This is a genomic window from Paenibacillus glufosinatiresistens (assembly GCF_031470375.1).
GTDB classification, from domain to species: Bacteria; Bacillota; Bacilli; order Paenibacillales; family Paenibacillaceae; genus Paenibacillus_AQ; species Paenibacillus_AQ glufosinatiresistens.
Map to the genome: position 1 here is coordinate 1 of NZ_JAVFHT010000006.1, position 17,020 is coordinate 17,020.

Here is a 17,020-nt window from a genome sequence, read left to right on the forward strand (position 1 = left end):
AATTCAGAAGTCATCTGCTTGCCAGTTAAGATTGCCGGCCCTTTACATTTACCGTCCACAATCCGGGTCACAGTTCAGATGGAGAGGGACTTCTTCGGATTAGCGCATCCCGTAACGGGATCGGCTTGATTACTGAACGGCTGTTGCCAGCGCAGACTTGATCGCTTCAACGGCCTTGGCGGAGATTGCCTTCTGCGCGTCGTTCGCGCCAAAGGCTGCCGGACGGTATCCGTACTTATGCAGACTGTCGTTGGTCGGCGTTTCGATCTCGTACTTCACCGCCAGTTCATCGGCAGTCAGCTTATCGTTCGTCTTGACGTTGCCGGCTGCATCCAGATAGTAGACCGTCATTTTGACCGGAATATGGTACTTGGTTTCGACCATCACGTTCACGGACTTGTCGGCGCTCACGCCGATGAAGATTCCGTTGAAGTAAGCCGCTTTCTCCGATTCGATAATTTCGGCTTGGCCGTAAGCGCGGTCAACCGCAAGCTTCAGGGCATTGCTGCTGCTTGTAGCGCCGGATACGGCGTCTACCTGCTGGGCCGCTTCGCGCGTACCTGCGGTCAGCAGCTCGGATTTCAGAATCGGCAGCGCTTTGATGACTTCCTTGTAAGCCTTGTCTCCCTTGTCAACAAGGTCCATGCCGACGCGGTACAGGTTCAGGTTGACGATTACGCCGTTGCGGAGCGTTACGTCGGCCCGGTTAGTTCCCTTGTCGTAGGCGTCGCCGTAAGCGGTGAACGTGCCGTCCTTATAGGCGCCCTGCACCTTGGAGGCATTGGCCAGAGCGTCGGCCAGAGCCGCGCGGGCCGCCTTGGACAGCTCTTCCTGGCCGGCGATGTCGGCCATGTTCACGCCCTTGTCCAGCAGACCCTTCGTCAGCTGGGCAACCAACGTCTTCTGCTCTTCCGTCATTTTGTCGGCGGCAACCAGCTTGCCGTCTGCCCCGAACAGGCTGAGCGTAATGCCTGTAACTTGGTCGGAAGCGGTATCCACCAGCAGCAGCAGCTTGGACTGATTGTCTACACCGGCGAATTTGCCGTCAAAATACTTGCCCTTCGCAGGAACCTTCAGGGCTTTCTCGAATGCGCGCTCGACCGACTGATTCCAGCCGTGGCTGCTCTCGGTGGCGCCGGAAATTCCGTCTACCTTCTCATCGTAGTTCGCAATAAAGGAACCGTTCGCCAGCAGCTTGGCGGTCATCGGCGCGTTTGCTTCAACCACTTTGGCATACGCGGTGTTGCCGCGGTCCAGCAGGTTCGCTCCCAGTCTGTACAGCTTCACGTCGACCAGTTTGCCGTTGCGGATTACGATGTCGGCTCTTTCAACGCCTACGCTTCTGGCCGTGCCGTAAGCGGAGTAGAAGCCGTCGATATATTTGGACGTATTGTTGATAAGAGCGTTCTGCTCGGCATCCCACATCGCATTGGCAGCCGCCTTGAAGTCGGCTTCATAACCGGCCGGAGCGGTTCCGGCGGTTCCCTTCGCCAGCAGCACCGGAGCGATGGCAGCTACAGCGGCCGCTTGTTCCGGCGTGAAAGCCTTCTCGTCGACGATATCGCCGGTTGCGGTCATCGGGAATACTTTGACTGCTGTCAGCTTCTTCGCGTCGTAGGTTGCGAATACGGCGTATTTGCCTTCAGGGTCAACGCCCATATGCTCGCCTGCAAAATACTTCTCGCCCGCCGGCTTAACGGCAAGGGCGCGTTCGAAGGCGCGGTCCACGGACAGCTTCCAGCCCGTGCTGGTGCGTGTGGCGCCCGATACAGCGTCCACCTTCGCGGCGCTTTCGCGCGTCTGGCCCATCAGACGGCTCTTCATCAGCCCGTAAGCCTGCCACACGCCGCTGTAGTTCTCGCTGGCGTTGCGGTCAATGATCTTCGGGCTGGTGCGCATCAGTTCGATATCGGCGATCTTGCCGTTCTTGATCGTAACCTTGGCGCCTTCGGTGCCCTTGGAGTAGGCATCGCCGTAGGCGACGTATACACCGTCATTATAGACATTCTTCACAGCCGGTTTGGCGGTGGCTTTCACTACCGGTTTAGCCGTCGCTTTTGGCGTGGCGGCCGGTTTGGCCGTAGCTTTCACAGCTGGCTTAGCGGTGGCTTTCACTGCCGGTTTGGCGGTAGCTTTCACTGCCGGTTTAGCCGTCGCTTTTGGCGTGGCGGCCGGTTTCTTCGTTGCCTTAGGCGTTGCGGCCGGCTTCTTCGTTGCTTTTGGCGTGGCGGCCGGCTTCTTCGTTGCCTTCGGCGCAGCAGCCGGTTTGGCCGTAGCGGCCGGAGCTTCTTCGGAGGCCGCGGATACGGCGTCCACTTTCAGATTCAGAGCCGGAGCGTTCATTGTGAAGGCCAGCGGCGACAAGAGCAGCGCGGCGCTTACAGTAAGCGAAATTAACTTTTTCAATCGAAATTCTCCTTTGCCTATCACCTGTAGTAACTTACCTGATCTTGCAGAGTGAAAAAGGCTCTCCCCGTGCCTCTTTCCGGCCCCTTATCCCCCCTACTTCCGATTAAACGGCTGCCGCCGCAAGTTTCCGATCTTCCTATCCGGGCGTCAACACGGAAATGGGTGAAAAGACTCACATCATCATCCCGATAAGGTGAATGTTTTCACATAGCAAGATGTGCACAAGTATGTATTTCTGGGTTGATGATACCAAACCATTCCAATCCTCTACTGTGAATTATATCACACCCTATATAATATAAATCACTAATTCCTTGTTTGTGGGATTAACCGTAAATACCTGTAAGCCCGAGGCGCTCTTTCCTTCGTGTGACCGGAATAGCTGCGCGGGGGACTTCGGCCGTGATAGGGTACGGACCATAAACCTGAGAGGAGAATGTCCTATCCCTTCCACCCTTACGTCCGCTCCGGTCGGCATCGTCCTCGCCCAGATCGGTACCCCGGCGGCTCCCGACGCGGCGTCGGTGCGAGCCTATCTGCGGCGCTTCCTGTCCGACCGGCGGATCATTGATTATTCGCCGCTATTGTGGCAGCCGCTTCTGCGCGGCATTATTCTCCGGACCCGGCCGCGCCGCTCCGCCCGCCTGTACCGCTCCATCTGGACGGAAGCGGGCTCTCCCCTGCTGATTCACTCCGAAGCCCAGCGCAGCGGCCTGCAGCAGCGGCTCGGACCCGGCTACCGGGTAGTGCTCGGCCTTGCATACAGCAGCCCGGGAATGGAGGAAGCCATGGCGAAGCTGGAGGAGGCCGGTGTCCGGCGGATTCTGGTGATGCCGCTTTTTCCGCAGTATTCTTCTACTACAACGGCTTCGGTGTATGACGCCGCCTGCTTCGCAGCGCTCGGCCGAAGCGGCCGCCGCAGCCCGGCGGCCAAACGCTTCATTCCCGCTCTCCGGCTGGCTGAAGCCTACCCTTCGGACCCCGGCTATCTCGCGGCTATGGAAGCTTCTCTGAAGCGGACGATCGCTTCCCTGAAGGAAGAGCCCGACTTCTACCTGCTGACCTTCCACGGCATCCCGAAGCGGTATGCCGAATCAGGCGATCCGTATCCCGGGCAGTGCGAGCTGACTTCGCGCCTGCTGGCCGGGCGCATGGGCTGGGAACCCGGACGCTGGCAGCTCAGCTATCAGTCCCGCTTCGGGCCGGAGGCCTGGCTTGGCCCCTCCACCGCAGAGACGCTCGCCGGGCTTCCGAAGCGCGGCTTCCGCCGCCCGCTCGTCTTCTCGCCCGGTCTGGTGACGGATTGTCTGGAGACGCTGCATGAGCTTGCGGCGGAAGGAGCGGAGCAATTCGCTTCCGGAGGCGGCGATCCGCAGGCCCTGACGGTAGCTCCGTGTCTGAACGACTGTCCCGAATGGCTGGACAGTCTCGCCGACCGGATCCGCAGCGAGACGCTCGGCTGGATCGAAGACCGCGTCCCTTGTGAAGGCGTTGCCGGGGGAGCCGGACTTGAGGATGCCGGCTCCGGCAGAGACCGGCAGAAACTTGAGGCCGGAAGTCCGGGTGAAGCTGCGGGCCGGCCCCGAGAATCCGGGGGCGGCGGTTAAGCCGGCAGCGGCGGCCGGCTCCTGTACGAGCAAAAGGACGGAAGCCCGTGAGCTTCCGTCCTTTTGACATGGGCGGTATTCATATGAAGAAAGAAGATCGTCTTAGGCGATCAGCTGCTTGTATTTCTGCGTCAATTCCTCGAACCACTGCTTGTCCTGCATAGTCAGCGCAAGGTCGATCAATTCGGCAATCTCAACCGCGCCGAGTTCAGCCGTATCATTGAACGAAATGTCGGCTCTGGCCGTTGCTTCGCCCTGCACGCCTCCGGCAAAATCATAACAGAACTCTACCGAAATATCGCTCTCCATGAATTCGCTGCGCAGGAAATACAGAACCTCGCACAGCAGAACCGGCCGGACCTGATTCTCGAACACGCACTCCATTACCTTGGCCCAGTAGTGCTGGTTGTTGAGATGCAGCTTGTCACCCGTCAAGAGATATTTTTCACCCTGAAAATCGTTGACGAACCGGAGCTCGAGCGGCTGCATTTTGAATATGGCGGCAATCTGCTTCTTGGCAATGTTGACTATATCCTGCGTCTCCAATCGGATCATCTCTGTGGCACCCCATCTCTTGAATTCACCTGTGGAATTCATACAATTTAAACTAAGTTATATAATCTATCGTCGGTTTTGCGACGTTTCTTAATAGTATTCCGGTTTTTTTCACAAAAACCCGGTTCATCTCCCCGTTATGCGTTTAATAATATAGTTTGTCCCGGCGAACCGGTCTGTTATACGTTATTGTACGCAAAAAAGCCTTCGGACGGAAGAGGTTCTTCCGGCCTGAAGGCTTATTCATCTTATCACACCGCGGCAGCCCTTCTTGGGCAGCGGCGGGGCTTGGCTATACCGCCTCCGCGGCGGCCGCATCCTCCGCTTCACAGAAGAGCGGAACGAGCCGGATGCCGTCCTCCGGCGTGATCCGCACCAGCCCCTTGTCAGAGATGCGCAGAGCCGGAATAACGGAGAGCGCCAGCAACGACAAGGTCATGAACGCATAGTTCAGCCCGCAGCCGGCTTCAGCCAGCGCCCGGCTGATTGCGGCCGACTGCGCCGCCGCCGTCTCGAACGGCTCTGCCGACAGAAGACCGGCGATGGCCAGCGGGAACAGCGTCCGGCCGCGGCGGGTGATTACCGCCACGCCGCCGTTCGCGTCGGCGACTGCATTCGCCGCCTCGGCCATCAGCTCGTCGTCATTGCCGATGACGAGCAGGTTGTGGCAGTCATGCGCCACCGTCATGGCGATGGCGGCCGGCTCCCGGAAGCCGATGCCGTCGACGAGTCCGACCGCCTTGCCTCCGGTTGCCTTGTGGCGCTCCAGCACGGCGATTTTGCAGAGTTCCTCCGTCAGACGGAGTCTGCCGCCTTCCGCCTGCAGCTCCCGCATCCGTTCCTCGGTCTCCACATGGTTCTCAATAACGCCGATCACACGGGCCTTCACGGTTCCGTACTCCAGCGGCGTTCGGATGATGAAGTCCTCCGCCTGCGGACGCTCCTTCAGATGAACAGAAGACAGCACTTCTTCCGGATAACGGAAGGGCGGCAGCTCCGCCGTCATGACTCCGTTCTCGGCGACTACCGCGCCCGAAGCTATTGTCATGACCACATTGACATCGGCCAAGGCGCCCTCCAGCAGAATGATGTCGGCGCACGCTCCCGGCACGATGGCTCCGATGTCGCGGGCGACGCCGAACCGTTCGGCCGTATTGATCGTGGCCATCTGGAACGCAGTGACCGGCTTGACGCCCTGGGCGATCGCATGCCGCAGCACGAAGTCCATGTGGCCTTCGTCGCGCAGCGATTCCGAGCTGCGGTCGTCGGTGACAAGCATCATCCGGCGCGGGTCCAAGCCCCGCTCGGTATGCGCCTTGATCGTCTCGGCGACATCGTGCCAGGCCGAGCCGCGGCGCATCTTCGCGTACATGCCGAGCCGGACGCGCTCGATCACGTCGTCGGCGGTGACGCATTCATGGTCGCCGGTGACGCCGGCGGCGGCATAGACCGGCAGCCGCCAATCCCCCGACGGCCAGGTGAAATGGCCGTCCACCTGACGTCCGGCGCGGAGAGTGGCCTGGATCTCTCCGAGCATTTTGGCGTCTCCGTATACGACACCGGGAAAGTTCATCACTTCGCCCAGCGCGATAACGTCCGCTCCCCAGGTGAAGGCTTCCGCCACTTCTTTCGGACCGATCTCCGAGCCTGTAGTCTCAATCGCAGCCCCTGCGGCGGGCACGCAGGAAGCGACCTGCATATACCCGGCCAGCGGCGTCGCCCGCAGTTCATCCAGCATCAGCCGGATTCCCTTCAAGCCGAAGACGTTCGCGATTTCATGGGCGTCGAAGAAGCCACCCGTCGTTCCCAGCGGCAGCACCGCCCGGGCAAATTCGGTTGCGGTCAGCTGGGTGCTCTCGATATGGCAGTGCCCGTCAAGCAGACCCGGCGCCATATACCGGCCTCCGGCATCGATGACCCGGGTATCCTCCCCGATCATATGGGAGACATCCTTTCCGACATAAGCGATCCGGCCCTCCCGGATGCCGACGGACATGTTCTCCAGAATCTCGCCCGAGACGACATTCACCAGTCTCCCGCCGGTAATGACCAGCGTTGCCGGCAGGTCGCCGCGCGACGTCGCCACAAGGTCCGGCACGCAGTCCGCCAGCGGTATTCGCGGATATCCCATGATTGTCCCCCTCCCCTTCCTTACCGAAGCACGAGCTTCTTGTGCAAATTGAAATGATTATCTTACACCCGCTCGTATACGTCAAGGGCGGCCTGAACGGCCGCGCCCGGCGAAGCCGCGAATCCCTGGCGAAGCAGCGCCGCCTCCAGCGCGCCCAGCACGCGCAGCACATTGTTCTCCCGGCAGCTGTAGCCCATCGTGCCGATCCGCCAGATCCGGCCCTTGAGCGGGCCGAAGGAGCTGGCGATTTCGACGCCGAACCGGTCCAGCAGCATCGAACGGACGGCCTCCCCGTCGACGCCTTCGGGAATTTCGGCGCAGGCGACAACCGGCAGCTTGCAGGCCGGATCGCCGTACAGACGCAGTCCCATGGCCTCCAGCCCTTCCGCCAGCGCCCGCTCATGCAGCCGGTGCCGGGCATAGCGGGCTTCCAGCCCTTCTTCCAGCGCGAGCCGGAGCCCTTCGCGGAGGCCGTACAGCATCGACGTCATTTCCGTATGATGATTGAGCCGCTTCTCGCTCCAGTAATCCTGGAGCATGCCGAGATCGAAGTAATTGCTGCGCACATACACAATATCTTCGCCAAAGGCGTCGTCGTCGCTGCGAATGCCGCGTTCGACCCGCTTGCGGGCCAGAATCCGGGCCTCCGCCCGCTCGTTGTACGTCAGCGGCGACATGCCCGAAGGGACGGACAGGCATTTCTGGGTTCCGCCGATCACCACGTCAAGTTTCCATTCATCCGTCTTCACCGGCACGCCGCCGATCGTCGCCACCGCATCGACGACCAGCAGCGCGTCCAGCTCCCGGCACACCTCCCCGATGCCTTCCAGCGGCTGCATCCGGCCGGTCGAGGTCTCGCCGTGGACCATGGCGACAAGCTGCGGACGCACACGCCGGATCTCCGCAATGATTTCCTCGGGATCGAAGACAGTTCCCCACGCCCTGTGCATGACGGATACCTCGGCACCGCAGCGCTCGGCAATCTCATGCAGCAGATGGCCGAACCGGCCATAGATCGGCACCAGCACCCGGTCTCCGGGCCGGATCAGGCTGATCATGGCCGCTTCCAGGCCCGACCGCGAAGTGCCGTCCACCGGATAAGCCCAGCGGTTGCCGGTCGCGAACAACTCCCGGAGCATGCCCATCGTCTCATTCATAATGCCCGTGAACTCGGGGTCGAACTGCCCCAGCACCGGCATCGACAGCGCCCGAAGCACCCGCGGGTCCACTTCCACCGGCCCCGGCGTCATAATGCACCGCTGGGACGGCGCCAAATCCTCATACCGCCTCATCCTGATCTCCCCCCGTCCGCCGGGCGGAGCCGGATTCACCGGGCCGCCTGCGGTCCTTCTGTTCTGTCTGCTGATGTTCTGTACCCTTCTGTTCTGTGTGATGCTGTTCTGTACTCTGCTGTTTTGTGTCCTTGTTCCTTATGCTTGTGTTCTGTATGCTTCTCTTTCAGTACGTGCTGTTCAGTACCCTCGTTGTCCGGCACCCTGCTGTTCTGTACCCTCGTTGTCCGGCACCCTGCTGCGTAGTATCCCTGTGTTCTGTACTTCTGTTCTCTACTTCTGTTCTGTATTCTTCTGTTCATTATCCGCCGTTCTGCTGCCTTGCTGTTCTGTATATGGCCCTGCGGGTTAGCGGTAAGCCAGTTCGTACAAAAGCCCGATCAGCACATCCAGCCCGGCCGCCAGCTCCTCCGGCGGCGTATGCTCCAGCGGAGAGTGACTGATGCCGTCCCGGCTCGGCACAAAAATCATGGCCGCCCGGCAGCGGGGCGCCAGCAGCTGGGCGTCATGCCCGGCTCCGCTGACCATCCTTCGGCTCGGGCGGCCCTGTCTCCCGCAGACGGCCTCGATGGAGGCGCACAGCGGCGCGTCCATCGGCGCAGGCTGCGCCCGGAGCCGGGGAATCAGCTCCAGCCCAAGGCCCCGCCGGGCGGCGATCTGGCCGAAGTCTGCGGCCACCGCGGCGCAGAAGCGCTCCAGTTCCGCCTCATCGCTGTGGCGGATATCCAGACTGAAAGACACTTCGCCGGGAATGACATTGGAGGTGTTCGGCTTCACGTCCAGCCGGCCCGCTGTGGCAACCAGCGGATCTCCGGCTTCCAGCGCGCAGTGTTCCAGATGCGCCAGCATCTCCGCCGCACCGGCGAGGCCATCCCGCCGCAATCCCATCGGCGTCGTTCCGGCATGGTTGGCGCTGCCGGTCAGCCGGACCTCATAGCGGCGCTGTCCGGCAATCGCCGTGACGATTCCGATCTCCGTCCCGGTCCGCTCCAGCGTAATTCCCTGTTCAATATGCAGTTCGATATAAGCTGCGATATCGGACCGCTTCAGGCTTCCCGGCGAATAGCCGCCGAAGCCGCAGTCTTCCATGGCATGCTTCAGGGCAATGCCGGAGGCGTCGGAGACAGCAGCGGCCTCCGGACCGGCGTAGCGCCCCGCGACATGCCCCGATCCCCAGAAGGTCAGCGGAAAACGGCTGCCTTCCTCTTCGGCAAAAGACACGGCCTCCAGCGTCCGTCTCGGCGGCCCGTATGTCCGGCGCAGATGCGCCAGCGCCGCGATGCCGGAGGCAACGCCGTAAGCGCCGTCGTACCGCCCGCCGGAGACGACCGTGTCGATATGCGACCCGGTCAGAATAACGCGCCCGTCCTCTTCCGTCCCCGGAAGCCGACCGAAGACGTTGCCGACTCCGTCCGCATAGGCCGACAAGCCGAGCGTCTCCATCCGCTCCTTCAGGAACGACTGGGCCCGGCTCCATTCCGGCGTGTACAGCAGCCGGGTGATTCCTTCGCCCGGGGCGCTGAACGCGGCCAGCTCCTCCAGCAGCTCCAGCATCTCTTCGGCGGCCCGGGCGTGCCGCGAAGCTTCGGTCCCCGGCCCGCTCATACGCGCAGCCCCCGTCCCGCACGGACCCGTCTGCCGCCGCCGGGGCGAAGCAATCCGTCCGCCGCCGTGTAGACCGGCTGTCCCCGCAGCAGAGTGGCGGTTACCCGGCAGGACAGCTCCATGCCTACATACGGGCTGATCTTGTGCCGGTACAGCAGATGCTCCGGCTGCAGCGTGTAGGAAGCCCCCGGGTCGAGAATCGCCAGATCGGCCTCGAGGCCTACGGCGATCCGCCCCTTGCGGTCCGACAGCCCGAATCGGCGGGCCGGCCCTTCGGCCAGCAGACTGGCGATCAGCGCCGCCGGCAGCTTCCGGCGGTTCACGCCTTCGTGGAACATAAGCTCCAGGCTGCTCTGCGCGCCGGAAATGCCGCCCCAGGCTTCGAAGAAACCGAGGGACGGGTCCAGCTTCAATTCCGGCGGACAGGGCGAATGATCGGAGGCGATGAAGTCGATCAGCCCGTCTTTCAGCGCCTGCCAGAGCTTCTCCTGCTCCTCCCCGCTTCGCAGCGGCGGCGCGCATTTGGCGAGAGGACCGAGACGCAGCAGATCCTGTTCGCTCAGAATCAGGTAATGCGGGCAGGTCTCGGCCGTCACATCCACCCCGCGGCGCTTGGCCTCCCCGATCAGCTCCAGCGCCGCCGCCGTGCTGATATGGACAAAATGCAGGCGGCACCCCGTCCGCTCGCTGTAGAGCAGCGCCCGGGCGACCGCCTCCAGTTCCGCTTCCGGCGGACGGGAAGCCGCAAAGTCCAGCGGACCGGTCCGCCCTGCCCTTACGGCGGCATCCGAGAGCGTCTTCGTCAAGGCTTCGCTCTCGGCATGGAGAGCGAGAAGGCCGCCGAACGAGGCGATCGTCTCCATCCCCCGGTAGAGCGTATCGTCGTCCACCTCGCGGAACCGGCCTTCGCCTTCTCCGCCGGGATTGGAGATGAACGCCTTGAATCCCGCGACCCCCGCTTCGGCCAGACGTTCCAGCTCCTCCAGATTGCCGGGAACAAGGCCGCCCCAGAGCATATAATCGACGGCGGAGTTCCCCTCCGCCAATCCGTTCTTCAACCGGAGCGCCTCCAGGTTCACCGTGGGCGGATTGCCGTTCAGCGGCATATCGGCATAGGTCGTGCAGCCGCCGGCCGCCAGCGCGGCCGAGCCGGAGCTGAAGCCTTCCCAATGGCCGAAGGACGGTTCATTGAAATGCACATGGGCGTCGATGACGCCGGGGAACACATACTGCCCCTCCGCATCCAGCCGGTTCTCCGCTTCCTGCGGGTCCAGCGTCTCTTCCAGCGCGGCGATCATGCCGTCCTTGATGCCGATGTCCAGACGGCGCACACCGCCCGGAAGGACGGCCAGACCGCCCGTAATGACCCAGTCGAATCTCTTCTTCATCCTGACGCCCTCCTTCGGTTCGGGTAGAAAGCCCTCTTCCCCTTCATTCGCATGCGCCCTTCACTCCGGCGTCAGCTCCCCCGGTACGTGCTGTATCCGCCGGGGGCGAGCAGCAGCGGAACATGGTAATGCGCATCCGGTTCGGCAACCCGGAAGCGGATCGGAATTTCTTCCAGAAACGCTTCTGACTCCGTTCCGGCGCTCCTTCTCCAGTAATCCCCGGCCCGGAACAGCAGCTCATAGCTTCCGCCCGCCAGTTCTCCGCCTTCGAGCAGCGGCTTCTCCAGTCTTCCGTCCGCATTCGTGACGGCTGTCTTCAGCAGCCTCCAGCCGCCGTCCTCTTCCCGGAGCCTAAGCTCCACTGCAAGACCGGGCGCCGGAGTTCCCCGGGACAGGTCCAGCACATGGGTGGTCAGCCTGCCGCTTCCGCCCGATTGGCCGGCGGAGAGCGGGAAAGCCGCATCCTCCGCCTGCTCCGGTTCTCCCTCCGTAATCAGATCCCGGAGCCGGAAGCCGGCAATGCGGCCGACTTCCTGCAGCGCCCGGGCCAGCTCGGTCTCCCGCTCTCCCGGAAGCCGCTCCCGGAGGGAAGCGAGAATCTCATCAGCCGTCCGGCCGCGCACCGCCAGGATGAACGGGAAACCGAACTTCTCCGTATACCGCCGGTTCATGCCGCCCATCTCGCCGAACTGTTCAGGGCTCAGCCGGTCAAGCCCGGCTCCCCGCTGCTCCGCCGCCGACAGCGGCGTGACCTGCATGCGCGTCGCCAGGTCGGGATGGCTTCGCAGCAGCGCGAGCGACCGCTCCTCTCCGGCACTTCGGACCGCTTGTTCCATCGCCTCATGCAGGTCCTCCACATCGGCAAAAGGACGTTCCGGCCACGCTGCCTCCGCTACCCAGGGCGAATGCTCATAGATGCCGCCGAGCGCCGAGACAAACGCCTCCCGGTCCATCTTATTGACCGCATCCAGCGTCAGCGTCTGTGCCTTCATGACTTCGCCGCCCCTCTGAGGGCGGCCCGGCTGACTGCCCGCCAGATGCCTCCGTACCCGGTGCACCGGCAGAGATTGCCGGACAGCGCTTCTTCCACTTCCTCCTGCGTGGGCCGGGGATTGTTCTCCAGCAGAGCCACCGTCGACAGCACCATGCCCGGCGTGCAGTATCCGCACTGGAACCCGCCCTCTTCCAGAAAAGCTTCCTGCACCGGGTGCAGGCTCCCCGTTCCCTCCGGGGCGCTCTCGCTCAGCCCTTCAATGGTAACGATGCTCGAGCCCTCGCACTGGTACGCCATGGTCAGACAGGCATTAATCGGCACTCCGCCGATCAGCACCATACAGGCTCCGCAGCGGCCCAGCTCGCAGGAACGCTTCGTTCCGGTCAGCCCGAGATCGTCCCGCAGCACCTGAAGCAGGCGGCGGGACGCCGGCACCCGAATCTCTACCGGCTTGCCGTTGACCGTGCAGGCCAGGACATAGGCTTCGCCTTGTTCCGCCTCCTCCTGTCCCGCTAACACCTGTCCTGCTAATTCCTGTCCTGCTAATTCCTGTCCTGCTAATTCCTGTCCCGCTAATTCCTGCCCTGTGAATTCCTTCTCAGTTCCGCAAGGCCCTCTCTCGGCAGATCCCTTGGCTTCCAGCACAGCTTCCACGGGGCCCGGCTCGCCCGGCCGAAGAGGGGCGGAAGCGGGCAAGTTCGCTTTATTCTCCATTCGCGCTCACCGCCTTTCTCGATTTAAAGGGCGTATCCTGCAGCAGCTCGGGCTCAATCGGCAGCCGGGTCACCCGAATGCCGGTAGCCTGGTGAACCGCAGCGGCTACCGCAGGCGCCAGGTTGACCGAGCCGATCTCGCCGATGCCGCGGGGACCGTACGTGTCGTGCGCGGGAAGGTCCTCTATCGGCTCCACCGTAATGGAACCGCCCATATCTGCGATTCCCGGAATGATGTACGTATCCAGATTCCTGGTCAGATACAAGCCGTCAGACATGAGCGCGTCTTCCGAGAGCGTAAAGCCGACCGCCATGCCGCTGCCGCCTTCAATCTGTCCCAGGTAGCCCTGCGGGTTCACGACCGGACCGGCGGCGATGGCGTGGTACTGGTCGGTAATGCGCACCCGGCCGGTCAGCCGGTTGACCTCGACCCGCACGGCAATGGCGGAATAGGTATACAGAAAATGCGCCCCCACCCGTTCCAGCGGGGTGGTAGGGTAACTGAACGCCGTCTCGCACACCAGCGGCTCCTTCCGGCTGCGGGCCAGTTCCGCGTAAGTGAGCAGCCGCTCTCCTTCCCGGTATATGCCGCCGGGCCCCAGTTGCAGCGAGCCGATGCCGATCCGCTCTCCGCCGCTCGCGTAGAGGGCATCCGCCGCCGCTTCAATCAGCCCGGCGGTGAACTCGGGACGCAGCCGGCGCAGCGCCATCCACATCATGCTCGTCGCCCGGGAAGCCGTGCTGGAGCCGCTGTCGGGCACCACATCCGTGTCGCCGATAATAATCCGCAGATCCTCGGCGGCGAACCCGAACTGTTCCACCAGCATTTGTTCCATGGTGGCGATCAGCCCCTGGCCGAACTCCTCGTAACCGAATACCGCTTCAATCATGCCGTCCAGCGCCAGCACAAGTCTCCCTCCGGCCGGATCGGGGATGCCGTAGCCGAGCCCCGCGCCGTGCATGGCGATCGCCGCTCCGGTGCCGCTGACGATCCAGGGCTCCTTCCGGCCAGGTTCCGCCGCCGATTTCTTCTCATCCGGTCCCTTCTCATCCGGTCCCTTCTCCTCTGCTCCCTTCTTCTCCGATTCCTTCTCCGCTGATTCTTTCTCTGCGGAGCCCTTCTCCGCAGCTTCCTTCATCAGCGGGCAGGCCGCCAGCGCTTCCCACACCTGAACGGCGCCGTCCGTCTGGGCAATAGCCTGCCCGAACGGTCCGGGATCGCCGTACTGGCGCAGATTGAGCCGCCGGAACAGCCAGGGGTCGATTCCGGCCAGCTCCGCCAGCCGGTCGATCTGCCCCTCCAGCGCGAAGATCGCCTGGTTGCCGCCGAACCCCCGGAATTCGCCGGAGACGCCGTTGTTCGTATAGACGCAGAAGCCTTCAATTTCCACATGGCCGAACCGGTACGGCCCAACCACATGCTCGGTGGCGAAATTCAGCACTTCCGCGCCGAGCGTCGCATATGCTCCGGTGTCGGAGACGATGCGGACCCGGTGGGCGATCAGCCTTCCTTCCCGGTCGCAGCCGGTCTTCATCGCGATCTTCATCGGATGCCGCTTGAGACCGGCGCGAACCGATTCCGCGCGGGAGTTGTGCACCCGGACCGGCCGCCCGGTCCGAAGGGCCAGCAGCGAGCCGTAAGCCTGCACATTCAGTTCATCCTTGCCGCCGAAAGAACCGCCGATCGGGCTGGAGACCACGCGGATGCGCTCCTCCGGCAGCGCCAGAATGCGGGAGAGCTGGCGGCGGTCCATCAGGCCGTGCTGGGTGGCCGAATAGACGGTCAGCCGCCCGCTGCGTTCAGGGATGAACAGCCCGCCCTCGGTCTCCATATAGGTATGCATCTGACGGGGCGTCCAATAAGTCTCCTCGGCCACATAGGCGCATTCCGCAAAAGCGGCATCCGGATCGCCGGACCGATATTCCGTATGGTGGAGCACATTGCCTTCCGGATGCAGCAGCGGCGCATCCGGCGCCATCGCTTCCTCCGGGTCGGTGAGCGGAGACAGCGGCTCGTAGTCGACCTCGATCCGCGCGAGCGCCAGCTCCGCCGCCTCGTCGCTGTCGGCGGCGACGGCGGCGATCGCATCTCCGGTGTACCGGACGAACGTATCGCAGAACACGGGCTGATGCGGCAGGGCAATGCCGAATCCGTTCAGCCCGGGCACATCTTCATGCGTGAGAACGGCATGGACGCCGGGAACCTGCAGCGCCCGTTCCGTCGAGATCTTCCGGATTCGGGCGTAAGCATGGGCGCTGCGCAGAACGCGTCCGACCAGCATGCCTTCCGCGTTCATGTCCGTCAAGTATTTCAGGCTTCCCGTTACCTTCTCCCGGCCGTCGGGCCGTGTGCGCCAGCGCGGTCCGCTGGTCTGCCGGTCAAGTCGCATTGCGCCGCTCCTCTCTTCGCGCCCCGTGATGGCGGCCTGGTCGATGAAATTCCCGGCCAGCGGGGACTACCCGCTGCCGAGCTCCTGCCACAGCCCGGCGGCAATCAGATTGGCCGCCGTCTTCTTCTTGTAATCCTCCGATGCGAACGGATCGGCGTACGTCCGGAACCCGGACCGCGCCGCGTCATAGAGCGGCGCCAGCAGCGCCTCGCTGAACACGGCGCCCTCCAGCAGCGCCTCGGCTTCCTTCAGCCGGTGCGGACGGCCGGACCCGCCGCCCGCCGCGATCCTTACGCCTTCGAGCCGGCCGTCCGCAAGGATGGTTCCGGCGGCGGCGGCGGTCACGAGCGAAGGCGTGAACGCCTCGCGCCGCCCCACCTTGCGGAACCATTGGAAGCGGCGCTCGCCGGCTGCCTTCGCGGCCGGCGGCAGAATAACGCCGGTCAGCAGCTGCTCCGGCCGGTGTACTCCCTCCGCCCGGCCGTCCAGCCATCCCTCCAGGCCGAGCCTGGAGCGGAACGTGCCGTCGAACAGCTCGACTTCGGCGGAGGCCGCCAGCAGGGCGGGCAGCAGATCGCCCGTTCCCGAAGCGATGTTCCCTCCGGCGGTGCCGAGGTTGCGAACGGACGGAGCCGCGATGCAGCGCGCCGCTTCCTTCACCGCCGGAGCCGCCTCGGCCAGCAGCCCGCTCGCGCGGCAGGCCGAGAGCGTCGTCAGCGCCCCGATCGCCAGGCCGTATTCGCCCCTTGCAATCCCGGTCAGCTCCGGTACACCCCTCAGGTCGATCAGCGTTGCCGGCAGGGCGGAGGTGCCGTTCTCCCACTGCGTCCGCAGCAAGGTGCCTCCGGCAATATAGACGGCTGCGCTGCCCAGATCCCGCTTCAGCCCGCAGGCTTCGTGCAGGCTCCGGGGACGGCGGACCGCCGGTAACGGAGAATCCGTTATGTTGTCCATTCGCCTTCACCTCTCTGTCCTGTGCGTTCTGCCGCCTTCTTTTGCCCGCCGGTCAGAACCGCTGCTCTCTCGCATACGGAACGCCCAGCGCCTCCGGCGTTCCGGAAGGCTTGTTGCGGTTGCGGTACCCGAGATACATCAGCACCAGTATCGTCACCACATAAGGAATCATCTTCAGAAAATAGGGCGGTACGGCGCTTCCCAGAAGCTGCATCCGGAATCCGATGGAATCGAGCGCCCCGAAGAAATAAGCGGTCAGCAGGGCCCGCAGCGGATTCCAGCGGGCGAAGATGACAAGCCCGACCGCGATCCAGCCGCGGCCGCCCGTCAATCCTTCGTTCCAGGTCGGAGCGACCGTCAGCACCATATCCGCGCCGGCCAGGCCAATCAGCATTGCTCCCGCCGCCGTGCAGCCGTAGCGGATCAGCCGGACATGGACGCCCATAACGTCGGCGGTGGCGGGATGGTCTCCTACAGCCCGAAGATGCAGGCCCCAGGAAGTGCGGTGAATCAGCAGATGCAGCGCCGCCGCCAGGGCGAAGCTGAACCAGGTCAGCAGATCCAGATTGCCCAGCAGGTCGCCGATTACCGGCACCGGCTTCAGCCACGGCAGCTCCAGCCGGGGGAGTCCGCCCGGCAGCGGATTCCCGCTGATCGGCTTGCCGAGATACGCGCTCAGGCCGCTGCCGAACAGCGTCAAGGCCAGACCCGCCATCGGCTGATTGGCCCGAAGCGTCACGCAGAGAAAGCCGTGCAGCAGCCCGAGAAGAGCGGTCACCGCCAGCGTGGCCAGCAGCGCGGCCGCCAGGCTTCCGGTTCGCAGGTAGACGAGACAGGTCGTCACCGCCCCCATCAGCATGAGCCCTTCCGCGCCGAGCTGGATGATGCCCGCCCGTTCGTTCAGGATGCCGCCCAGCGTGGCCAGCAGCAGGGGAGTTCCGGCCGCAACGGCGGCCACCAGCAGTTGTGCAATAAAGTCCAT

The 17,020-nt window shown here is 63.5% G+C and carries 12 protein-coding genes; 1 reads left to right on the forward strand and 11 read right to left on the reverse strand.

Annotation, left to right across the window (positions count from 1 at the left end):
• Positions 1-129: 129 nt before the first annotated feature.
• Entirely contained in the window at positions 130-2,406 is a 2,277-nt protein-coding gene (locus tag RBI05_RS08780) for an FMN-binding protein (RefSeq protein ID WP_310550809.1), read from the reverse strand.
• 323 nt (positions 2,407-2,729) lie between these two features.
• On the opposite strand from RBI05_RS08780, the gene hemH reads away from it, so the two are divergent.
• Positions 2,730-4,016: a ferrochelatase gene (gene hemH / locus RBI05_RS08785; protein ID WP_310550940.1), complete on the forward strand. Its 1,287-nt coding sequence runs from the start codon at positions 2,730-2,732 to the stop codon at positions 4,014-4,016.
• 102 nt (positions 4,017-4,118) lie between these two features.
• Here the strand turns inward: hemH and RBI05_RS08790 are convergent, their stop codons facing one another.
• The 10 genes from RBI05_RS08790 to RBI05_RS08840 all read right to left on the reverse strand — a co-directional run bounded on the left by RBI05_RS08790 (position 4,119) and on the right by RBI05_RS08840 (position 17,020).
• The gene (locus RBI05_RS08790; RefSeq protein WP_150457808.1) at positions 4,119-4,571 is read right to left on the reverse strand and encodes an IDEAL domain-containing protein; all 453 of its coding nucleotides are present in this window, start codon (positions 4,569-4,571) and stop codon (positions 4,119-4,121) included.
• A gap of 292 nt (positions 4,572-4,863) precedes the next feature.
• Positions 4,864-6,702, reverse strand: coding sequence for an adenine deaminase (locus RBI05_RS08795; protein ID WP_150457809.1), 1,839 nt, complete (start codon positions 6,700-6,702; stop codon positions 4,864-4,866).
• Between the two features lie 62 nt (positions 6,703-6,764).
• Positions 6,765-7,994 (reverse strand): pyridoxal-phosphate-dependent aminotransferase family protein, encoded by a 1,230-nt coding sequence (locus RBI05_RS08800; RefSeq protein WP_310550810.1) that lies wholly within the window; start codon positions 7,992-7,994, stop codon positions 6,765-6,767.
• A 348-nt stretch (positions 7,995-8,342) separates the two neighbouring features.
• Entirely contained in the window at positions 8,343-9,599 is a 1,257-nt protein-coding gene (locus RBI05_RS08805; protein WP_310550811.1) for a Zn-dependent hydrolase, read from the reverse strand.
• Positions 9,596-10,987, reverse strand: a complete 1,392-nt coding sequence (allB, locus tag RBI05_RS08810) for an allantoinase AllB (RefSeq protein WP_310550812.1) — start codon at positions 10,985-10,987, stop codon at positions 9,596-9,598. The genes RBI05_RS08805 and allB overlap by 4 nt, the downstream gene beginning before the upstream one ends.
• Positions 10,988-11,058: 71 nt before the next feature.
• The gene (gene uraD, locus RBI05_RS19300; protein WP_408638318.1) at positions 11,059-11,979 is read right to left on the reverse strand and encodes a 2-oxo-4-hydroxy-4-carboxy-5-ureidoimidazoline decarboxylase; all 921 of its coding nucleotides are present in this window, start codon (positions 11,977-11,979) and stop codon (positions 11,059-11,061) included.
• Positions 11,976-12,500, reverse strand: a complete 525-nt coding sequence (locus RBI05_RS08825; protein WP_310550813.1) for a (2Fe-2S)-binding protein — start codon at positions 12,498-12,500, stop codon at positions 11,976-11,978. The genes uraD and RBI05_RS08825 overlap by 4 nt, the downstream gene beginning before the upstream one ends.
• A gap of 184 nt (positions 12,501-12,684) precedes the next feature.
• Positions 12,685-15,084: a xanthine dehydrogenase subunit D gene (gene pucD / locus RBI05_RS08830; RefSeq protein ID WP_310550814.1), complete on the reverse strand. Its 2,400-nt coding sequence runs from the start codon at positions 15,082-15,084 to the stop codon at positions 12,685-12,687.
• A gap of 66 nt (positions 15,085-15,150) precedes the next feature.
• A complete protein-coding gene (locus tag RBI05_RS08835; protein WP_310550815.1) occupies positions 15,151-16,038 on the reverse strand; it encodes an FAD binding domain-containing protein in 888 nt (295 codons plus the stop codon).
• Between the two features lie 52 nt (positions 16,039-16,090).
• Positions 16,091-17,020 carry an ABC transporter permease gene (locus tag RBI05_RS08840; RefSeq protein ID WP_150457817.1) on the reverse strand — a complete coding sequence of 310 codons (930 nt, stop codon included), beginning with the start codon at positions 17,018-17,020 and terminating at the stop codon, positions 16,091-16,093.